The following is a 20,018-nucleotide window of genomic DNA, read 5'->3' as shown; positions in this document are numbered from 1 at the left end:
CTGCGAGATTGCTCTTGCAGGGCTTTTTTCAAGTTTTCATTTCAATCAGTCATGTCAGCTGACAATTATGAGCGAACCCACTCGTATACCAAGCTTGGCTTAGCATGTACTGGCGCAGTGATGGTTAGATCTTCTGTACTAGAATCCTCTAACGTTGCGTCAGGCGTATTCGTTAGCTCAGCATCCTCAGATACCTCGTTGCCCTTAATCACTTGTACGCCTGAGTCAGTTTCGTCACCAACGACTTCAGCAGCGTCTGTTGAATCATCACCTACAGACATTGTGTTGTCTTGAGTTTCAAATTCAGGGCTCACTTCAGGCTCAATGTAAGATTCTTCAACCTTCGCAACTTGGCGAATACTTGCTACTTCTTGCTCAAACTCTTGTTGAGTCGACAATAAGTGAATTCGGAAAGTGACTTCGTTGTTCTGAATCTTCAGAATATCTAGGCTTGCCACCGAGTTTAGACGCTTAAGTGCGTTCTCTAACTGGAAGAAGTCTTGAGCATTATTCAGGCTAATAAACTGCGTTAAAATCGATTCTGATGACTCACTCGCTACCGTCACAGCACTTTTGCCTGCGTAGTAGTTACTGATTTGGTCAACCAACTTCTTAGAAGTCGTGTCGCTGTTACCCGATAGTGAACCACTTACAGGCGATGTTGGTGCACTCGTCAATTGACTTGGCTTTTGATCGTATAGAGCCCAACGTAGGCCTGAAGATTGAGCCTTTATCACCAACACAGCATCAACAGGATAACGCTGACTCGCTTTACTGATTGGCGTAACAAAGCTACCCCACAAATCAGAAGTCGCAATACCCGTAATATCGTCAAAGTCACCCACAGGCAGCGTTAGAGGCAAGCCACGCTCTTTTGCGTTCGCTTGTAAGCTAGCTGCTAACTGTGAGTTAGAGTGTTCCCATACGATGTTCTTGTCGTAGTTGTCCTCTTCCACAAGCCAAACAAGGATGTTTGAACGCGTGTCAGGCCAGTAAGGTAACTGTGCTTGAGTCAACAGAGAACGGATTTGAGCACCGTTAAAACGCATACGCAATGTTGATTGGTCATTGCTTTCGCCAAAACTCATTTGAGACATGTACTGCGAACTCTTGCGCATCGCCTTTTGAATCGTCTCATTCGAAGCGACATCAGTTTGGCCAGTCGCACGTATCAATACCTGCTCCATACCTGTATTTCTTGCCACTTGTTCTGGCTGTTTGTCTTCAGCGTTAATCGCAACTTCAGCACTAAAAATATCTACTTGAGTTAAGGCATAACTCGGAGAGGCTAATAGTCCCATCAACAACAATGCTTTGTAGCGCATACTGATCCTAATATTCAAATCTTGTGCCTAGATGATAAGCAACTATGGATTGAGGGGCAAGGTCGATAGCGCCCACTGTGTTTAATAACCACAAAATATCACCTGGCCATGATAAATCGCTCACTTATAAACTGAATTTCTAGGGCTTAGATGGATATAAAACATCACTAAGATAAATAAATTTGATCTATTTGGTGTAGCAATCGATTGCCAAGTGATAGAATCCCGCGAATTTTATTTTTCGCTTTTCATATAACGACCATTTTTAAGGACATAACATGAAAAATGCTCTGCAAGGTGCGCAAATGCTGTTTGTAGCATTTGGTGCGCTTGTATTAGTGCCGCTACTGACTGGACTCGATCCCAACGTTGCACTGTTTGGCGCAGGTATCGGTACCCTTTTATTCCAACTTATTACACGCCGTTCAGTGCCAATCTTCTTAGCATCTTCTTTTGCTTTCATCGCGCCTATCATGTTTGGTATTCAAACTTGGGGTGTTGGTGCAACCATGGGCGGCTTGATGGCGGCGGGTGTTGTGTATGTACTAATGGGCGCGTTAATTAAAGTTCGTGGCGTTGGCTTCATCCATAAACTGCTTCCACCAGTCGTTGTTGGCCCTGTGATCATGGTTATCGGTTTAGGTCTTGCACCTGTTGCAGTTAACATGGCGCTAGGTAAGACAGGCGATGGTGCGGTTCAGCTTGTTGATGCAGACGCTGCCCTGTGGATCTCTTCAATTTCACTGTTAGTGACGATTGTCATCAGTGTGTTTTCAAAAGGCTTCCTTAAGCTACTGCCAATCTTCGGTGGTATTGTTGCGGGTTACATCACCAGCTTGGTATACGGCGCGGTAGACTTCACTCCAGTAGCGCAAGCATCTTGGTTAGCACTGCCAAACTTCACAACGCCAGAGTTCAACATCAACGCTATCTTTTTTATGGTATTTGTCGCGATTGCACCTGCCGTTGAACACGTAGGTGATATGCTTGCGATATCTAACGTGACCGGTAAAGACTACCTTAAAAAACCAGGTTTACACCGCACTATTACTGGCGACGGTGTGGCAACAATTGCCGCTTCAATGCTGGGCGCGCCGCCAAACACTACGTACAGTGAAGTAACAGGCGCAGTAATGCTTACCAAAGCATTCAACCCTGTGATCATGACTTGGGCTGCAGTCACAGCCATCGTTCTTGCATTGGTTGGCAAGCTAGGCGCACTACTTCAAACGATTCCGGTTCCTGTAATGGGCGGAATCATGATTCTACTGTTTGGCTCTATCGCAACAGTGGGTCTTAACACGCTAATCAAAAACAATGTTGACCTACACAAATCACGTAACCTTGTGATTGTGGGCATTACTTTAGTCTTTGGTATTGGCGGCATGGCCTTTGGTATCGGTGACTTTAGCCTACAGGGCGTAAGCTTGTGCGGTATCGTTGCGATTCTACTTAACCTAGTACTTCCAGAAGAGCTAGGTGACAACACTGTGGTAGATAAAGCTCAAATCGATTAATGAGTCGGTAAGGCTAGATTCCAAAGAATCACAAACCAACAAGATCAAAAAAGGGAGAGCATTGAATGCTCTCCCTTTTTACTAATACGGCTAATTCAGCGAGTTAAGGAACTGTTTAGAGTCACTTAAGCTGAAACCGAATTACTTAGTACCGAAGATCTTATCACCAGCATCGCCAAGACCAGGAACAATGTAGCCCTTGTCGTTTAGCTTCTCATCGATTGCAGCCGTGTAAAGCTCAACATCTGGGTGCGCTTTTTCTAGAGCAGCGATACCTTCAGGAGCAGCAACAAGCACAAGAATCTTAAAGTGCTTACAACCTTTCTCTTTCATCAGGTCGATAGTCGCGATCATAGAACCACCTGTCGCAAGCATTGGGTCTACCACTAGAGCAATACGCTCATCGATGTTAGATGCAAGCTTGTTGAAGTATGGTACTGGCTCAAGTGTTTCTTCGTCACGGTAGATACCAACAACGCTGATACGTGCACTTGGGATGTGCTCAAGAACGCCGTCCATCATGCCTAGACCAGCACGTAGGATTGGCACTACCGTTACTTTTTTACCTTTAATTTGGTCAACTTCTACTGGACCGTTCCAACCGTTAATCGTCACACGCTCAGTTTCAAAGTCTGATGTCGCTTCGTATGTTAGAAGGCTACCCACTTCTGTCGCTAGCTCACGAAAACGCTTAGTGCTAATCTCACCTTCACGCATCAGGCCAATTTTATGTTTTACTAGCGGGTGTTTCACTTCAACAACTTTCATTTCCAACTCCGGCAATATTTAAACAAACCTGTAGATTATACACGAACTTTGTGGTTATTTCAGAATCTTTATTCTAATAAAAAAAACCGCGCAAACGTTTGCTCTTGGTAATCAAGCCCTGTTAGAATAGCGCCGTTTTCACATCCAACTTAAGTTCGAGGACTATCCCGTGAGTGGTAATACTTCTTCTCTAAGCTACAAAGACGCTGGTGTTGATATCGACGCAGGTAATGCACTAGTAGACCGTATTAAAGGTGCTGTTAAACGCACTCGTCGCCCTGAAGTAATGGGCGGTATTGGTGGCTTTGGCGCCCTATGTGAACTTCCAACGAAATACAAAGAGCCGGTACTTGTTTCAGGTACTGATGGTGTTGGTACTAAACTTCGCCTTGCTTTGGATCTGAAAAAACACGACACCATTGGTATCGACCTAGTGGCAATGTGTGTGAACGACTTAATCGTTCAAGGTGGTGAACCGCTATTCTTCCTAGACTACTACGCAACAGGTAAGCTAGATGTAGATACAGCAGCAGACGTTGTTTCTGGTATTGCTGAAGGCTGTGTTCAAGCTGGCTGTGCACTAATCGGTGGTGAAACTGCTGAAATGCCAGGCATGTACGAAGGCGACGACTACGATGTAGCTGGCTTCTGTGTTGGTGTTGTAGAAAAAGCGGACATCATTGACGGCACTAAAGTAGCAGCAGGCGACGCACTTATCGCTGTTGGCTCAAGTGGTCCACACTCAAACGGTTACTCTTTAATTCGTAAAGTCCTAGAAGTTTCTGGTGCTGATAAGAGTGAAGAACTAGAAGGTCGCACTATCGGTGAGCACCTACTAGAACCAACTAAGATTTACATCAAATCGGCACTTAAGATGATTGCAGAGCATGACATTCATGCTATCTCACACATCACAGGTGGTGGTTTCTGGGAAAACATCCCACGCGTACTTCCTGAAGGTACTAAAGCAGTCATTGATGGCAAGAGCTGGGAATGGCCTGCTATCTTCAACTGGCTACAAGAGAAAGGTAACGTGGAGACATTCGAAATGTACCGCACTTTCAACTGTGGTGTAGGCCTAGTTGTTGCTCTACCTAAAGATCAAGCAGACGCTGCTGTTGAACTACTGAAAGCTGAAGGCGAAAACGCTTGGGTTATCGGTGAGATCGCAAACGCTGAAGCTGGCGAAGAGCAAGTTGAAATTAAATAAGTGATACGCTCACTTACTTAGTTAATCAATGAGGACCTAATGGTCCTCATTTTGCTATTTAGCCCGCAGAAAACCTTAGTTTATGTAGGTACATTGTAAACAATTCAGTTAATCAATCGTATGACCCACTCTATGAAAAACAATCACTCAAATAAAACCAGTCACTCTCAGAAAAACATCGTTGTGTTAGTTTCAGGAAGCGGAAGTAACTTACAGGCTATTTTAGATGCCTGCGATAGCGATATGATTGATGCATCGGTTAAAGCTGTCTTCTCAAACAAAGCAGAGGCTTTTGGATTAGAACGAGCGAAAACCGCAGGTGTTGACGCTCATTCAGTGAATCCAAAAGACTTTGGTTCACGTGAAGAGTTTGACCATGAATTGATGGTTCAGATCGATGCTTACCAGCCAGATTTAATCGTACTCGCTGGCTACATGCGAATCCTGAGTTCAGAGTTTGTTCGTCACTATGCAGGGAAAATGGTCAACATCCACCCTTCTCTGTTGCCGAAATACCCAGGCCTACACACCCACCAGCGTGCCATTGATGCGCAAGACAAAGAACACGGTACTAGCGTCCACTTTGTTACCGAGGAGCTCGATGGCGGCCCTGTGATCTTGCAAGCTAAGGTGCCGGTATTTGAAGATGATGATGCTGATATGTTGGCAAGCCGAGTGCTGACTCAAGAACACTGCATTTACCCTATGGTCTGCAAGTGGTTCGCGGAAGACCGTTTATCAATGGTCAATGGACAGGCTGTGTTAGACGGTAAAGCATTAGGTAAACACGGTTACGCAGAAGAGTAATTCGTCAAACGACTCTCAGACAACAAATTGCTGAAAAACAAAAAGGCCGCTTACTGACTGGTTAGTGCAGTAAGCGGCCTTCGTTTGTTCGGGTTCAAGCAATACGATCTACAGCATTAGCTTAATGGCTCTGTCGGTGCTTGGCTCGCTACCTTTTTCGGCGCATAAGCAACATCTTCTAACGCTTGATGGTTGTTGCCAATCAGCTCACCAAAATGAAACAGTGCGTATTCGCCCGGCTTCATTCTAAACCACTGTTCATTGTCCGTAAGAGGTTGAGTTGCTACCACCGTCACCACATCATTTGGCGTAGTCTCTTCTTGGAAGTTTATCTCAACATCTTCATCAATCAGGCTCGCATTACCAAAAGGTGCGCGTCTGGTTATCCAGTACAAATGGTTAGTACAGTAAGTCATCACATACTCACCATCACTCAATAACATGTTAAATACGCCTTTCTCGCGTAGCTTGTCACAACACTCAGCCACGAAACGAAACATGCCTTCCATGTCTTGAGGTGGTTCAGGAAAACGTTCTTCTAGTTGTTTCAGTAGCCAACAAAAAGAGAGCTCACTGTCCGTTTCGCCGACAGGTCTAAAACGCCCACTCACCAGATCATCGTAATCTGATAATTGACCATTGTGAGCAAAGGTCCAATATCGCCCCCAAAGCTCACGGGTAAAAGGGTGTGTATTTTCTAGATTAACGCCACCACGGTTGGCTTGACGGATATGACTGACAACAGCTTGGCTTTTAATTGGGTAGTTTTGAACCAACTCAGCGATCTTAGATTCACAGCTCGGATTCGGATCTTTGAAGGTACGAAAACCCTTTCCCTCATAAAAGGTAATACCCCAGCCATCACGATGCGGGCCAGTGTTGCCTCCACGCTGCATAAGACCAGTAAAGCTAAAACAAATATCAGTTGGCACATTCGCGCTCATACCGAGCAATTCACACATGGTTTAATCTACTCCCTATTAAAACCAATGGAGCCAAAAAGCTGGGCTCCAAATGTCTGTAAAACTATTATTCCATCTCTTTTTCGACAAGCTGAATCACAATGTGGATGATCTTAATGTGAATCTCTTGGATGCGATCTGCGTAGCCAAAGTGTGGTACTCGGATTTCGATATCCGCACAACCCGCCATTTTACCGCCATCTTTACCCGTCAATGCAATCGTCTTCATGCCTTTCGCTTGAGCCGCTTCAATCGCTTTTAGAATATTGGCAGAGTTACCTGAAGTCGACAGACCGAACAACACATCACCTTTACGACCCACCGCTTCTACATAGCGAGAAAACACGTGGTCGTAGCCAAAATCATTACTCACACAAGATAAGTGGCTAGGGTCTGAAATCGCAATGCCAGCGTAGCCCGGGCGATTTTCACGGTATCGACCAGTAAGCTCTTCCGCGAAGTGCATGGCATCACAGTGTGAGCCACCGTTACCACAAGAAAGCACTTTGCCTTCTTGTTTGAATGAGTCGGCAATCAGTCTTGCAGCCGCTTCAATTTGAGCGATGTTGTGGTCATCGCTCAAGAACTTGTTAAGAACGTCAGCAGCTTCGTTCAATTCACTTTTGATTAGGTCTTGGTACATAAGGCTTATCTCTTATTTTTTTGGCGCAGTTTAACTTGCGCGAAACGAGAATTGAGGGGTTCCCCCTCTTTATATCCCTGAGTTTACCCACAAACATGAAATAGTGTCGACACTTAAGCCCAAAGATTGCCACCTTTATTAACCAGTCACTGTCGATCCGCCCAAATATTCACCACCAACCTCTCACAATTAGAATTTTAACTCTATTCAGATCGCTTTTTATCCAATTTAGAGTTTTACAAATATTTAATATTTTGTTTACACTTAACTGGTTAGACCTCTTACCTAAAACTTAATAACAATAAGTGATCTCTGAAAAGGAAATCGATCATGAACATATTGCTCTCCCTACTCGGCATGACCGTCATCTTAGGCGTCTGTCTTTACCATAGAGTTAGTCTTGTGCGTGCATTAGTTGTACTAACCTGCGCGATGATAGCACTCACACTGTTTGGCGGCGTGGCTGTTACTGGCTGGCTTTGCTATCTATTAGCCGTTGCGATCTTTGCTGTACCGACCATTCGTCAGACACTGATCAGCCAAAAAGCACTCTCTTTATTTAAGAAAGTTCTGCCAGCGATGTCTCAGACAGAAAAAGAAGCACTAGAAGCTGGCACAGTATGGTGGGAAGCAGAGCTGTTCAAAGGCAAACCTGAATGGAAGAAGCTTCAGAACATTGCTGACCCAAAACTCTCTGAGGCTGAGCAAGCGTTTTTAGATGGTCCAGTAAATACCGTGTGTGAAATGGTCAACGATTACCAAGTGACACATGAGCTTGCTGATTTGCCACCAGAAGTATGGCAATACCTGAAAGACCATAAATTCTTCGCCATGATCATCAAGAAAAAATACGGCGGCTTAGAGTTCTCAGCTTACGCTCAATCTTTGGTTCTACAGAAGTTGACGGGTGTTTCTAGTGTATTGTCATCGACGGTTGGCGTACCTAACTCATTAGGCCCTGGTGAGCTTTTACAACACTACGGTACAGAAGAACAAAGAAACCACTACCTGCCTCGCCTAGCGGAAGGTAAAGAGATCCCTTGTTTCGCACTAACTAGCCCAGAAGCTGGCTCAGACGCTGGCTCTATTCCAGATTACGGTGTGGTTTGTAAAGGCGACTGGCAAGGCGAAGAAGTACTCGGCATGCGCCTAACTTGGAACAAGCGTTACATCACTCTCGCGCCTGTCGCGACGGTATTAGGCTTAGCTTTTAAACTTCGTGACCCGGATGGCCTGCTTGGTGATCAAAAAGATCTTGGTATCACTTGTGCGCTTATCCCAACGGATTTAAAAGGCGTAGAGATTGGCAACCGCCACTTCCCACTAAACGTACCTTTCCAAAATGGCCCGACGCAAGGCGACAATATCTTCGTGCCTATCGATTTCATCATTGGCGGTCAGAAAATGGCCGGTCAAGGCTGGCGTATGCTGGTTGAGTGCCTGTCGGTTGGTCGTGGTATCACACTGCCTTCAAATTCAACTGGTGGCATCAAGTCTGCCGCGCTTGCAACTGGCGCTTACGCTCGTATCCGCCGTCAGTTCAAACAGCCTATTGGCCGCATGGAAGGGGTTGAAGAGCCACTTGCACGCCTTGCAGGTAACGCTTATGTAATGGACGCTGCAAGTAACCTAACCGTTGCGGGCATCGACCTTGGTGAAAAGCCTTCGGTTATCTCTGCAATCGTTAAGTACCACTGTACTCACCGTGGCCAGCGCAGCATCATTGATGCGATGGATATCGTCGGTGGTAAAGGCATTTGTTTAGGCCCATCGAACTTCCTAGCTCGTGGCTACCAAGGCTCGCCTATCGCGATTACGGTTGAAGGCGCAAACATCCTGACTCGTTCAATGATCATCTATGGTCAAGGTGCGATTCGCTGTCACCCTTACGTACTGAACGAAATGGAAGCGGCTTATTCTGAAAGCAGCGATGCGCTTGATAAGTTTGATTCAGCGTTAGCAGGGCACGTTAGCTTTACGATGAGCAACCTAGTCCGCAGCTTGTGGTTTGGTTTAACCGATGGTCGTGGTTCTGATGCGCCAACACCTTCAAATAAAACAGATAAACAGACACAGCGTTACTACCAACAGCTAAACCGCTACAGTGCAAACCTAGCGCTACTGTCTGATATTTCAATGGCAGTTCTAGGCGGATCACTGAAGCGTAGAGAACGTTTATCAGCAAGACTGGGTGATATCTTAAGTCAACTTTACCTCGGTTCAGCAACGTTGAAGCGCTTTGAAAGTGAAGGCAGCCATGCTGAAGATCTACCGTTAGTACATTGGGGGATGCAAGATAGCTTACGTCAGACTGAAGTGGCGATTGATGAATTCTTAGCGAACTTCCCTAACCCTGTGATTGGTCGTCTGCTTCGTGTTGTGCTAATGCCATTTGGTCGTATCCGTCGTGCTCCAAACGACAAGCTCGATAGCAAAGTTGCGCACATTCTACAAACACCAAGCGAAACACGCTCTCGTATAGGTCGCGGCCAATACCTAGAAGCGACGGAATACAACCCAGTAGGTAAGATTGAAAAAGCGCTAGAAGTGATTCTTCAAGCTGAACCTCTGTTCGACAAAGTCTGCAAAGAGACACATCAAAAACGTGCCTTCTTACGACTTGATCTTGTTGCTCAGTTGGGACTTGAGAAAGGTATCTTAACGCAAGACGAAGCAAATCTTCTGATTAGCGCTGAGGAACATAGACTGTACACGATTAACGTGGATGACTTCTCACCAGAGGAGCTTTCAGCAAAATCTCAGTACCCAGACCAATCGATTGATAACGTCGCTTAAGGCCAGAAAAAGAAACAAAAACGGGACTACTATGAGTCCCGTTTTTTTGTTCATGATTTCGTTGCCACAAATTCCAATGCTTTATCTAGCAGCTTATTCTCTCTAGACAATCTAATCATCTAAGCGAGTTACTTGGGCGCCTTGAGCTGCATCTCAGGTAACGCTTTTTTCTTCGCCTTGACCTTACGAACCACAAACCAAATCAATAAGCCCAATAGAATAGCGACCACATTACCCACCGCAATAATGATCATACTGCGCTGTCTGTCATCTTCACGTTTTTGAAGGATCATCAACTCTGTTGCGATACGCTTCTGTTCAGCAAGAGCTTCTTCTTGAAGACGTCGTGACTCTGCTAAGTCGATATCTTCAACAACGCTGTACGACTGCTCGGTAATTGGAAAAATCAGCGGGCGCTGACTTGAAGCATCAGTGGCATAAACCATCCCTGACCAATTATAAATTCCTAAATCGCCATTATAAGGCACCTCTAAAGCGACTTTCATTGCGTCGACTTCAGCTTGCCCCTGCTTGTACATCACATATTCATCAGGAGCCTTGTGCTCAACATGAACCGCTAACGAGCTCGGTGCGATCATCCCCTGTTCACCAGACACCACAATAGTATGAGGTAAACCCTCTTTTCGTGATTGAATGAAGGTGCTAGTGATCGGTGTTGGGTAAACCAAGACTTCTTGCTCTTGCGCTCGCAGGAACACGCCATTACCAGAGGTAATACGCGCTCGGTATTTACCGGGCTCGATATCAATTGGCAAAGAGACAGTGAACACACCATCTCCGGCTTTTTCATCAAGACCACTGCCATCATCGGCAAACTCGCCCATCACAACCGGCACCGGGCGCGCTTCTCTCACCAAAGACTCTTCGTTTTCAACAAACTTAGTAAAGGTAACCTTAAGCTTCACGCGATCGAGAAAATCGCGCAGCACCAGCGGCTTGCCATCAGAAGTCAGTCGAGCGGTAAATTTGATGCGCTCTGTTTGATACAACTTATCTGGGAACTCATTAGCATCCAAAACAAGATGAGACAGCAGCTTGATATTGTTCTTGGGGGAAACTTTACCTATCGCTTGCCAAGGGCCGGGCATCGGATTGTCGATAGAGATAATGTCCATGGACGATTCTTCGTACCAACGGACATTATCAGCATTGCGCCAAGAGTAGTATTTCTTGCCATCAGGGCGAACCAAAACGACAGGTTTAGAGTTATCGGCTCGATAAATCACAAAGGTGACTTGTTCAATACTGGGATCAACTCGAAAACGGTTGTCCAATAAACTCATAACGGATTCTGTTGCTGCATGTAAGCCAAAACTTAACAGCAATAAGCAACCGGTAGCCAATACCCTTAACATACTTTCTCCCTACTGACGCCAGAGGCAGCTTCCGCTTTTCTCGACGAGATCTAAACGACTTTGATGCGCTTCTACTTCATCGGCCGTAGCTCGTAAAACCTTTAGGGATTTTCGACCACTTTCTACTCTTCGTATGCTTTCGGCTTCGCCTTCCTGTTGACCAGCGTTAAATTGCAGCGAAGTTTGACCACCCGTCATCAATAAGTAGACGTCGGCTAGGATCTCCGCATCGAGCAATGCGCCGTGGAGAGTGCGGTGCGAGTTATCGATACCGTAACGGTCACATAAGATATCTAGGTTGTTTCTTTTACCTGGGAATATCTTCTTCGCCATTGCCAAGGTATCGGTAACTTTACAGTAGTCATCCGTTTTACCTATCGCTGGGTTGAGCTTCTCAAACTCATAGTCCATGAAGCCCGTATCGAAGGGCGCGTTATGAGCCACCAGTTCCGCACCTTTGATAAAGTCGAGAAACTCTTTATGAATGTCTTGGTATTCAGGCTTATCAATCAAGAATTCATCGGTAATACCGTGAACGCCAATCGCCTCTTCTTGAATCGCACGATCGGGCTTGATGTAGACGTGGAAATGACGCCCGGTCAGCCTACGGTTGATGATCTCTACTGCACCAATTTCAACGATGCGGTGACCCATATAGTGAGGGCCACCTTCTGTATTCATACCGGTGGTTTCGGTATCGAGTACAACAATGCGCTTATTTTCGTTCGAACTGTTTTTTTCGTTCGTGCTTTGTTCTGGAGTGCTACTGGTATTCATAAGGATAACTGTGTCAGACTATGCCGATAATGTGCTTGAGGTAATAGTATCAAATCATGACGAAACAAGTTGAAATTTTCACTGATGGTTCTTGTTTAGGCAACCCTGGTCCCGGCGGCTATGGCATCGTACTTCGCTACAAAAAAGTCGAGAAGACGCTAGCAGAAGGTTTCACGCTAACAACCAATAACCGTATGGAAATGCTCGCCGCTGTCGTTGCTCTCCAAGCCCTCAAAGAACCTTGCTCTGTGATTCTGACCACAGATAGCCAATACGTGCGTCAAGGCATCACACAGTGGATTCATAACTGGAAAAAGCGTGACTGGAAAACAGCCGACAAGAAACCGGTTAAAAATGCCGATCTGTGGCAAAGGCTCGATAAAGAAACCGCTCGCCATAGCGTTGATTGGCGCTGGGTAAAAGGACACGCGGGACACAGAGAAAACGAAATGTGTGATGATTTAGCGCGAAATGCAGCGGAGAATCCGACTCTAGAAGATACGGGCTATCAACCAAGCTAATCGTCTTTTTAATTAGACGCACATTTCAGAAAGCGATTTATAATTTCTTAAACTAATTGACAATTTCTCAATCGAATTGATAGATGAAAAGCCGACAACTAATCGGCTTTTTCTGTTTTTAGCGGATATGACGCTTTGGCTGAATCCATTGTACGGCGCGTATTGGTTCTAAAACTTGCCCCAACAGGCGAGAAACGTCGCTTAAGGTGCCAATGTGGTTTGATGGGTTTTAGCGGGTAAGTACGCTTACGAGCAACAATAAAGTATTGGCTTCCGGCGAAGGATGCACAACCACCTAAGCTGTTCTCCAACCACGTCCACATCGCTTGATACTTACTCATCGGAAACAGCGCGTAGGTGTCACAATGAATTACTTCATAGTTAAGTACACCTAACCAGTCTTTAATTCGACTTGGCGTGTACATACGCCCACTCCAAGGCAAGCTGTTCTTTCGCCAAGGCATCAAACTGGCAAGCCCAGTGACACTGATTGGGTTGAAGCCCGTGATAATGATATAGCCATCGTCCATCATCACTCGGTCGACTTCTCTCAATAAGCGATGCGGGTCATTGCTATAATCTAGCTGATGACTCAGTACTACAACATCAAAGCTTTTCTCCAAAAAGGGTAAATTATAGCCATCCGCTATCACATTATGTAATGGGTTCTGGATATCTAGGTTTACTTGATGTTGAATGTTGCATGTGCAGCTAGAAATCTCACTACTGAGGCCACCGAGCTTGAGCATATGGTAACCAAATAGCTTTGGGCACCACTCATCGAGTCGAGTTTGAATAGATTCTCTCAACCAGTCCCCATTGTGCAATTGCGCCCAAGTGTAAGGACGTTCAAACTTCTTTCTGCTACGTGCTGGCTTCATCAATAATCTGTCTCACTTATTCTGTCGCACTAATAGTGACTGGAGAACCAATAATGTTACATATCAAAAGCATACCTGCATTTAACGACAATTACATCTGGCTGATTCAAAATAGCGATCGCCGTTGTGCTGTCGTCGACCCTGGTGATGCGGCTCCAGTATTAGAGTACTTGGCACACCATGAGCTAACTTTAGATGCAATCTTGATTACACACCACCACCACGATCACATTGGTGGTGTTCCAGAACTCGTTAGACAATTTCCCGGCGTGGATGTTGTCGGTCCAAGGAATGAACCTATCCCTACCTTAACTCATCCGGTCGATGATGGTGATCAATTAGAACTGTTTGGCGAAGTATTCCTCGTCCTAGGGCTCAGTGGCCATACTGCGGGTCATATTGGTTATGTGGGCGATGCCAAACTGTTTTGTGGTGATGTGTTGTTCTCTGCGGGCTGTGGCCGAATCATGGAAGGCACACCACAACAGATGTTCGATGCACTGAATAAGATCACGGCTCTGCCTCAAGAAACCGAAGTTTATTGTGCACATGAGTACACTGCAGCCAATATCGCTTTCGCATTAGCCGTAGAGCCTGATAACCAACATTTGCAGCAATATCGCGACCAAGTGAACCGACTTCGCGCTCAAAATAAGTCGACCATCCCCACAAATTTGAGACAAGAGAAGTTTGTGAACCCCTTCCTGCGCTATACCGAGCCAAGTGTAGTGAAATCAGTGTCTAATCGCACCGAGCAGACCGATCCTTTATCGGTATTCACCGCTTTACGTGCGTGGAAGAACGAATTTTAACAAATACAGACTTGTCACTCATAGGGGGTGGCAAGTATTATCATCGGCCGTTAATTAAAAAGGCTGTAACATGCGAGTTAAGTACAGCTGGGCTTTGGTATTACTACTTTCTGGTTGCCAATTAACTCAGTCAGAGAATCCAGACCAAGCTTCCGAGCAAACCAACACATCTCCTACTAAAGAAGTTTCTCAAGCGAACGTTTCATCAGAAGCAACAGCCAAAGAAGATCAAAAAGTTGAAGCACCTGTCGTTACTCCACAAACACAAGAAGATGTTTGGAAACGCATTGCGATGCAACTTGAAATGGAAGTGCCAGACCAAAAGAAGGTCGACTACTACCGAACTTGGTATCTCAAGCACCCGAGTCATCTAAAAACAGTATCAAAGCGTGCTGAACCTTTCTTGTATCTGATCACGACTAAGATTGAAGAAAAAGGCTTACCACTAGAATTGGCACTACTACCCGTTGTAGAAAGCTCTTTCGATGCATTTGCCTACTCTCATGGCAGTGCTGCTGGTCTATGGCAATTCATTTCAGGCACTGGCAAAGACTACGGGCTTGAACAGAACTTTTGGTATGACGGCCGCCGCGATGTTGCCGCCTCTACCGACGCCGCATTGGACTTCCTCTCAGATCTTAACCGACGTTTCGATGGCGACTGGAATCATGCGATTGCTGCCTATAACAGTGGTGGTGGTCGAGTAAACAGCGCAATCCGCAAGAACAAGAAGCTTGGCAAGCCAATCGACTTTTTCTCTTTGGACTTACCAAAAGAGACCAGCAGCTATGTACCTAAACTGCTTGCTCTAGCAGATGTCATTGCCAACCAAGAAAAGTATGGCATCGATATTCCGGCGATCCCGAATAAGCCAGTGCTGACTCTGGTTAACCCTGAAGAACAGCTTGATTTAGCCATTGCTGCGAACTACGCAGGCATTCCTGTCAAAGAACTTCAAGGTTACAACCCGGCTTACAACCAATGGGCAACGGCACCAGAGAAACACCAACAACTATTACTTCCTTTAGATTCAGTTGAGAAATTCAACAAAGAAGTCGCTGCCAATAAAGGCAAAGGCATGAAGTTGGTGCGTTACAAGGTTCAATCTGGTGACAGCATTAGCGTACTGGCAAGCAAATATAACACCACCAGCAAAGTGATCCGCTCTGCAAACGGTTTGAGCAACAACAATATTCGTATTGGCCAGCACTTACTTATCCCAACATCCACCAAAGACGACAAGACATACGCCCTAAGCGCCTCAAACCGCCTAGCAAGCACACAGTCGAAGAGTCGTGGTCAATATAAGCTCAGCCATACTGTAAGAAGTGGTGACAGCCTATGGACGATTGCACGCGCAAATAAGGTCTCTCATCAATCACTGGCTAAGTGGAATGGCATGGGACCACGCGACACGCTTAGAGTTGGTCAAGAACTGGTCATTTGGAAGAACGGCTCAGACGGCACCATCATCCGTACGATCTTTTATAACGTAAGATCAGGTGACACAGTCAGCGGTATTGCATCAAAGTTCAAAGTAAAAAGTACAGATGTTGTAAAATGGAACACTTTGCAGAACAAAAAATACCTACAGCCAGGACAAAAACTGAAGCTGTATGTTGATGTAACTAAGGTAAGTGTATGAACCCGTCAAGTAACCCACTCGTCATGCTGTTGGATATATTCCGTTCGCCAACAGCTTGTTTCTTAGCGCTTTATCAACGAAGTGCTTGGGGATGGCAACCCTACGTCGTATTAATGCTCAGCCCATTTTTGTTTTGGGGTGCTTATTTTTCGAATGTAGATTTTGCATGGTTAAGTGCAGAGCTCTCGCAGCAACTGGCTCAAACGAACCCTGACCAATTGGCGTTACTTGACAGCAATACCTTACTCGCAAGTGAAATCATCAGCGACGTATTTGGCCGAACATTAACCATCGTTCTATTGGCATTCTGGTTTAACCTAGCAACCAAGCCAAGCCAACATCAGCACAGCTTTTGGCGATGGTTTGCAGCGGCATCGGTTGTTATATTCCCAGCTGTTTTAGGTGATGTAGCAAGCTACGCAAGCCTGATACTCAAGCATGGACATGTGATGAACTACGCTGCCGACTTGAACAGCTTAAATGGCTTGATCAAGTTACCGCTAACTAATGATTGGTCACAGTTTGCTAGCTCATTACCACTGCTTCTGCCATGGTACATCGTGCTAGGTTATGCTGCGGTATTAACGTGGACTGAGTTTGAACGCGGGCAAGCGCTTGTGATTTCAGGCTTACCATGGGTTGGCTACTACCTAATCTGGGCGCTCTACATTTTAATCTTTTAAGTAGAAGAGATAAGGCTAGCGAAGACTCTCTAGCCTATTGTTCCGTTAGATTTCCCAAGGTAACCACCGTGCGAATGGTTAAGTTCCAATGACTAATAGCTAATCACTATTTAGCCTTAAAGGTCACTCGCATAGGGTTATGATCAGAAGCGTCCGTAATGGGCGCTTTTGCTTTTTCTACCTCTAGCCCTCGATAGAACACATGGTCGAGCACCAGTCCTGTAATGAACTGAGTTCTGTTATCTGGCTCAAAGGCAACTTCCGTCAAACCAACCTTCTCCAACGCATCTTTCAATACAGCAAAGCGAGCTTCACTCCAGCTATTAAAGTCCCCAGCAAAAATAACCGGCCCACGATACTTTTGCAGATTGTCAGTTAAGCTCTTGAGCTGAGCCTCGTAATCTTCCGTACCAAAGGTAAAGTTCACAGCGTGGATATTAATCACAGCCAGCTCTTCGCCATTGTTTAGTTGGTAACGCGACCAAAGCGCCGATTTAGGCAGTTGAAGCCAAGGTTCTTCATGAGTATAAGCACAAGCTTCGATCGGTAAATGGGTTGCTAGGTTGAGTACCCCAGCACTTTGCTCAAAGGCCTCAAACGTATTAACACGTGTGCTTCCCCACTGTCCGCTCATGACCCATTGGCGAAGTCCTTCTGTCATACTAGCTTCTTGCAGCAAGACTAAATCGCTACCTGCCGACAGCTTATTTAACTCACTCTGCCAATTATTTCGGTTTTGCTTGTAGATATTCCACACCGTAATGTCTAAGCCATCAGACACATCAATCGCTTTCGGTGCAGAGTTTTGGTAGCAACTGTAGATGTCGTTACTGGTACTTTGAGAGGAAATGATCAGGTTGGGTTTATTCGGGATCACGAAGATAAAATGAAAACTAACGACAGCAAGCGTTATCAATAACGTGATAACAATGATGGTTTTCTTAAACATACAGCACCCTACCAGAGATGAAAAAGGAGCGATAAACGCTCCTTTTAGGGTAATAGTTTTTTTATACGGCGTCTTCGTCTTCTTCGCCAGTACGAATACGTACCACACGTTCAACTTCAGTAATGAAGATCTTACCGTCACCAATTTTACCTGTTTGAGCCGTCTCAATGATGGTATCAACACATTGGTCAGCCACTTCGTCGGTCACAACGATTTCTAGTTTCACTTTAGGTAAAAAGTCGACCATGTACTCTGCGCCGCGGTATAGCTCAGTATGACCTTTTTGACGTCCAAAGCCTTTAACTTCAGATACTGTCATACCCGTAATACCCACTTCTGCAAGTGCTTCACGTACATCATCAAGTTTGAATGGCTTGATAATGGCTTCAATCTTTTTCATGTTCATCCCTTAAACTGTGCGAATGGCTCATTATCGGTTAGCTATAGTAAACATTCAATGAAAAAAGCCAGAGCTTTAAAGCTCTGGCTCGAAATTTATCATCTTGTTTAATCAGCGCTTTGAGAAGGTTTTACTTAAGGCTTGCGTAGTAAGCGGCTAGATTCGCGATGTCTTCATCACTCAGCATTGAAGCTTGAGCCTGCATTACAGCGGCCAAACCGCCGGTGCGCTGGCCATTCTTATAGGCCTTAATTGATGAAGCGATGTATTGCTCGTTTTGACCTTTAAGGTTTGGATAGCCAGGGATCACTGCGATACCGTCTGCACCATGACATGCCGCACAGATTGCTGCTTTAGCTTGACCCGCAGCAACATCAGCCGCCAGAGCGTTACCACTCAATAGTCCAAATCCAAGAACTAATCCTAGTGTAATTTTCTTCATTGCATATTCCATTAATTATTTTTATTAAAGTGACGGTGAATTGTGACATAAACTTTTTCTACTTGCTCCAAAGCGCTTCACAATCTTGACCTTCGTAGTTTTTATCTACGAATAAGCCTAAAACAGCGATCACTCGATCGCCATCCATTAATATCGGCGTTCTGCGTCTTAACCAACTGGGTACTTGGTACTCTTGAAACAACTTCTTAAGCTTCCTGCTATGACCGCGCCCAACAGGGTGTGCTGACAATCCCTCAGGGTTAAATATCACTCGCAGTGTTCCTCTCGTTGTGTTGAGACTAAAATGTTGCGCATCACAGTGGTTAGATACACCATCACTCGCCGCTGAAGTTAAGTGTAGTTCCCCTAAACCGTCAGGCAAAACTAAGCTCTCTTCCATCGAGATATCACTTTGCCAGTTCGACAAGTCTTTGGTCTCTTTTACGACATAGAGCTGATGATTAAAACGTCTAACCTCAACCTCATTCAACACCAGCTTAGGGTTGGCGTCTGCCTGAGCACATGCCACCTCATCCCATATAAGTTTGAGCTGCTTTTGGCTCGGCATCGGTTGATTACAGCGGCTCAGCCACATTCTTAATAAGCGTGCACGCAGTAAATCAGAGTGCTGAGATAATACCTCAATACTTAAGCTGTGCTTCTCAGTCAAAGCTTGTTGTAAGTGAGATTCTAACAACTCATCCAACAGTAACTCTTGCTCTGCACATAGCTGAGCACTACGACTGACCGATTCTCGAAAACTAGGCCAACGCTCGGTCAGTGTCGGAGTGACTTGATGACGAATAAAATTACGGTCAAAGCGAACGTCTTGATTACTCTCATCTTCTACCCAAGTTAAAGCCATATCGCGCGCCGCCCCTTCAATATCCGTTCTCGTCACCGACAGCAGTGGGCGAACGATATGAGCACCTGAAAATGGCATCACTTTCGCCATTGAAGAGAGCCCTTTCGGACCACTGCCACGCTTAAGAGCTAACAAGAAGGTCTCGACTTGGTCATCGATGTGCTGGCCTGTCACTAACACATCACCTTGTCTAATATGCTTTTTAAGGGCTTGGTATCGCGCGTCTCGAGCCAGCTTTTCAACGCTTTCTCCACGGCTAATATCTAGCGAGACTCGTTCAATGAACAAGGATACCGACAAAGCATCACACCATGTTTTGCACTGCTCTGCCCAATAATCAGCATTGTTGCTTAAGCCGTGGTGAACATGTACCGCACAGCAATCGATGTGATGGGACTTAGCGAATTGGGCAGCCAACTCCAACAACACTCGTGAATCGACACCACCACTGAAAGCGACGATCAACCGACAAGGCTTAAGCGCGCTTTGATCAAGTACAGATGTGAAGGTATCAATTAAGTGTGTCATGAGGCTAATAAACCAAGAGATCGTGTTTTAAGGGATAATGTTTTAATAATAAAAAAGGGTTGGCACTGAGTCCAACCCTTTCATCATTTGTTCGTATAGCTAGCCTTATCG

19 protein-coding genes are annotated in these 20,018 nt (G+C 45.4%); 8 read left to right on the top strand and 11 right to left on the bottom strand.

From position 1 onward, the window contains the following. Positions 1-65 precede the first annotated feature (65 nt). Positions 66-1,325: a DUF2066 domain-containing protein gene (locus AB4323_RS02905; RefSeq protein ID WP_372102573.1), complete on the bottom strand. Its 1,260-nt coding sequence runs from the start codon at positions 1,323-1,325 to the stop codon at positions 66-68. 278 nt (positions 1,326-1,603) lie between these two features. On the opposite strand from AB4323_RS02905, the gene AB4323_RS02900 reads away from it, so the two are divergent. Beyond that, positions 1,604-2,842 carry a uracil-xanthine permease family protein gene (locus AB4323_RS02900; protein WP_017060715.1) on the top strand — a complete coding sequence of 413 codons (1,239 nt, stop codon included), beginning with the start codon at positions 1,604-1,606 and terminating at the stop codon, positions 2,840-2,842. A gap of 141 nt (positions 2,843-2,983) precedes the next feature. Here AB4323_RS02900 and upp read toward each other — a convergent pair whose 3' ends face one another. Continuing rightward, positions 2,984-3,610, bottom strand: coding sequence for a uracil phosphoribosyltransferase (upp, locus tag AB4323_RS02895; protein ID WP_017060716.1), 627 nt, complete (start codon positions 3,608-3,610; stop codon positions 2,984-2,986). Positions 3,611-3,779: 169 nt separating this feature from the next. Between upp and purM the strand changes: the two genes are divergently transcribed. Further along, positions 3,780-4,820, top strand: coding sequence for a phosphoribosylformylglycinamidine cyclo-ligase (gene purM / locus AB4323_RS02890; protein ID WP_008222945.1), 1,041 nt, complete (start codon positions 3,780-3,782; stop codon positions 4,818-4,820). Positions 4,821-4,952: 132 nt separating this feature from the next. Beyond that, on the top strand, positions 4,953-5,627 hold the full coding sequence (purN, locus tag AB4323_RS02885; RefSeq protein ID WP_017060717.1) for a phosphoribosylglycinamide formyltransferase: 675 nt from the start codon (positions 4,953-4,955) through the stop codon (positions 5,625-5,627). 116 nt (positions 5,628-5,743) lie between these two features. Here the strand turns inward: purN and AB4323_RS02880 are convergent, their stop codons facing one another. Then, positions 5,744-6,589 (bottom strand): class II glutamine amidotransferase, encoded by an 846-nt coding sequence (locus AB4323_RS02880; RefSeq protein ID WP_017063380.1) that lies wholly within the window; start codon positions 6,587-6,589, stop codon positions 5,744-5,746. A gap of 67 nt (positions 6,590-6,656) precedes the next feature. Beyond that, positions 6,657-7,232: a D-sedoheptulose 7-phosphate isomerase gene (gene lpcA, locus AB4323_RS02875; protein WP_372151568.1), complete on the bottom strand. Its 576-nt coding sequence runs from the start codon at positions 7,230-7,232 to the stop codon at positions 6,657-6,659. 330 nt (positions 7,233-7,562) lie between these two features. On the opposite strand from lpcA, the gene fadE reads away from it, so the two are divergent. Further along, the gene (gene fadE, locus AB4323_RS02870; RefSeq protein WP_372151566.1) at positions 7,563-10,028 is read left to right on the top strand and encodes an acyl-CoA dehydrogenase FadE; all 2,466 of its coding nucleotides are present in this window, start codon (positions 7,563-7,565) and stop codon (positions 10,026-10,028) included. 128 nt (positions 10,029-10,156) lie between these two features. On the opposite strand, the gene AB4323_RS02865 is transcribed toward fadE, so the two are convergent. Continuing rightward, positions 10,157-11,404 carry a TIGR03503 family protein gene (locus AB4323_RS02865; protein WP_372151564.1) on the bottom strand — a complete coding sequence of 416 codons (1,248 nt, stop codon included), beginning with the start codon at positions 11,402-11,404 and terminating at the stop codon, positions 10,157-10,159. A 9-nt stretch (positions 11,405-11,413) separates the two neighbouring features. Next, the gene (gene dnaQ / locus AB4323_RS02860; protein WP_017060722.1) at positions 11,414-12,181 is read right to left on the bottom strand and encodes a DNA polymerase III subunit epsilon; all 768 of its coding nucleotides are present in this window, start codon (positions 12,179-12,181) and stop codon (positions 11,414-11,416) included. Positions 12,182-12,237: 56 nt separating this feature from the next. Here dnaQ and rnhA point away from each other — a divergent pair, with 56 nt between their 5' ends. Continuing rightward, positions 12,238-12,702: a ribonuclease HI gene (rnhA, locus tag AB4323_RS02855; protein ID WP_017060723.1), complete on the top strand. Its 465-nt coding sequence runs from the start codon at positions 12,238-12,240 to the stop codon at positions 12,700-12,702. A 98-nt stretch (positions 12,703-12,800) separates the two neighbouring features. Here the strand turns inward: rnhA and AB4323_RS02850 are convergent, their stop codons facing one another. After that, complete coding sequence (locus AB4323_RS02850; protein ID WP_017060724.1) at positions 12,801-13,583, bottom strand: class I SAM-dependent methyltransferase; 783 nt, start codon at positions 13,581-13,583, stop codon at positions 12,801-12,803. Positions 13,584-13,636: 53 nt separating this feature from the next. Between AB4323_RS02850 and gloB the strand changes: the two genes are divergently transcribed. The 3 genes from gloB to AB4323_RS02835 all read left to right on the top strand — a co-directional run bounded on the left by gloB (position 13,637) and on the right by AB4323_RS02835 (position 16,723). Beyond that, a complete protein-coding gene (gene gloB / locus AB4323_RS02845; protein ID WP_017060725.1) occupies positions 13,637-14,395 on the top strand; it encodes a hydroxyacylglutathione hydrolase in 759 nt (252 codons plus the stop codon). 70 nt (positions 14,396-14,465) lie between these two features. Continuing rightward, a complete protein-coding gene (locus tag AB4323_RS02840; protein WP_372151562.1) occupies positions 14,466-16,040 on the top strand; it encodes a LysM peptidoglycan-binding domain-containing protein in 1,575 nt (524 codons plus the stop codon). Beyond that, positions 16,037-16,723, top strand: coding sequence for a YIP1 family protein (locus AB4323_RS02835; protein ID WP_017060727.1), 687 nt, complete (start codon positions 16,037-16,039; stop codon positions 16,721-16,723). Before AB4323_RS02840 ends, AB4323_RS02835 begins: the two co-directional genes overlap by 4 nt. 106 nt (positions 16,724-16,829) lie before the next feature. Here AB4323_RS02835 and AB4323_RS02830 read toward each other — a convergent pair whose 3' ends face one another. The 4 genes from AB4323_RS02830 to tilS form a co-directional block, all read right to left on the bottom strand. Then, a complete protein-coding gene (locus AB4323_RS02830) occupies positions 16,830-17,672 on the bottom strand; it encodes an endonuclease/exonuclease/phosphatase family protein (RefSeq protein ID WP_372151560.1) in 843 nt (280 codons plus the stop codon). 61 nt (positions 17,673-17,733) lie between these two features. Beyond that, the gene (gene glnB, locus AB4323_RS02825) at positions 17,734-18,072 is read right to left on the bottom strand and encodes a nitrogen regulatory protein P-II (protein ID WP_017063373.1); all 339 of its coding nucleotides are present in this window, start codon (positions 18,070-18,072) and stop codon (positions 17,734-17,736) included. 130 nt (positions 18,073-18,202) lie between these two features. Beyond that, entirely contained in the window at positions 18,203-18,526 is a 324-nt protein-coding gene (locus AB4323_RS02820; protein WP_170791809.1) for a cytochrome c, read from the bottom strand. Positions 18,527-18,572: 46 nt separating this feature from the next. Then, positions 18,573-19,907, bottom strand: a complete 1,335-nt coding sequence (gene tilS, locus AB4323_RS02815; protein ID WP_372113547.1) for a tRNA lysidine(34) synthetase TilS — start codon at positions 19,905-19,907, stop codon at positions 18,573-18,575. Positions 19,908-20,018 lie beyond the last annotated feature (111 nt).

The organism is Vibrio sp. 10N.261.52.C11 (genome assembly GCF_041471405.1).
Lineage (GTDB): Bacteria > Pseudomonadota > Gammaproteobacteria > Enterobacterales > Vibrionaceae > Vibrio > Vibrio crassostreae_C.
The sequence above is the reverse complement of the archived record's forward strand: the minus strand, read 5'-3'. Positions and strand labels throughout refer to the sequence as shown.

Excerpts from the sequence above, each read along its gene's own strand:
- AB4323_RS02905 (WP_372102573.1), bottom strand. The coding sequence starts at position 1,325 with ATGCGCTACAAAGCATTGTTGTTGATGGGACTATTAGCCTCTCCGAGT.
- AB4323_RS02900 (WP_017060715.1), top strand. The coding sequence starts at position 1,604 with ATGAAAAATGCTCTGCAAGGTGCGCAAATGCTGTTTGTAGCATTTGGT.
- upp (WP_017060716.1), bottom strand. The coding sequence starts at position 3,610 with ATGAAAGTTGTTGAAGTGAAACACCCGCTAGTAAAACATAAAATTGGC.
- purN (WP_017060717.1), top strand. The coding sequence starts at position 4,953 with ATGAAAAACAATCACTCAAATAAAACCAGTCACTCTCAGAAAAACATC.
- AB4323_RS02880 (WP_017063380.1), bottom strand. The coding sequence starts at position 6,589 with ATGTGTGAATTGCTCGGTATGAGCGCGAATGTGCCAACTGATATTTGT.
- lpcA (WP_372151568.1), bottom strand. The coding sequence starts at position 7,232 with ATGTACCAAGACCTAATCAAAAGTGAATTGAACGAAGCTGCTGACGTT.
- fadE (WP_372151566.1), top strand. The coding sequence starts at position 7,563 with ATGAACATATTGCTCTCCCTACTCGGCATGACCGTCATCTTAGGCGTC.
- AB4323_RS02865 (WP_372151564.1), bottom strand. The coding sequence starts at position 11,404 with ATGTTAAGGGTATTGGCTACCGGTTGCTTATTGCTGTTAAGTTTTGGC.
- dnaQ (WP_017060722.1), bottom strand. The coding sequence starts at position 12,181 with ATGAATACCAGTAGCACTCCAGAACAAAGCACGAACGAAAAAAACAGT.
- rnhA (WP_017060723.1), top strand. The coding sequence starts at position 12,238 with ATGACGAAACAAGTTGAAATTTTCACTGATGGTTCTTGTTTAGGCAAC.
- AB4323_RS02850 (WP_017060724.1), bottom strand. The coding sequence starts at position 13,583 with ATGAAGCCAGCACGTAGCAGAAAGAAGTTTGAACGTCCTTACACTTGG.
- gloB (WP_017060725.1), top strand. The coding sequence starts at position 13,637 with ATGTTACATATCAAAAGCATACCTGCATTTAACGACAATTACATCTGG.
- AB4323_RS02840 (WP_372151562.1), top strand. The coding sequence starts at position 14,466 with ATGCGAGTTAAGTACAGCTGGGCTTTGGTATTACTACTTTCTGGTTGC.
- AB4323_RS02835 (WP_017060727.1), top strand. The coding sequence starts at position 16,037 with ATGAACCCGTCAAGTAACCCACTCGTCATGCTGTTGGATATATTCCGT.
- AB4323_RS02830 (WP_372151560.1), bottom strand. The coding sequence starts at position 17,672 with ATGTTTAAGAAAACCATCATTGTTATCACGTTATTGATAACGCTTGCT.
- glnB (WP_017063373.1), bottom strand. The coding sequence starts at position 18,072 with ATGAAAAAGATTGAAGCCATTATCAAGCCATTCAAACTTGATGATGTA.
- AB4323_RS02820 (WP_170791809.1), bottom strand. The coding sequence starts at position 18,526 with ATGGAATATGCAATGAAGAAAATTACACTAGGATTAGTTCTTGGATTT.
- tilS (WP_372113547.1), bottom strand. The coding sequence starts at position 19,907 with ATGACACACTTAATTGATACCTTCACATCTGTACTTGATCAAAGCGCG.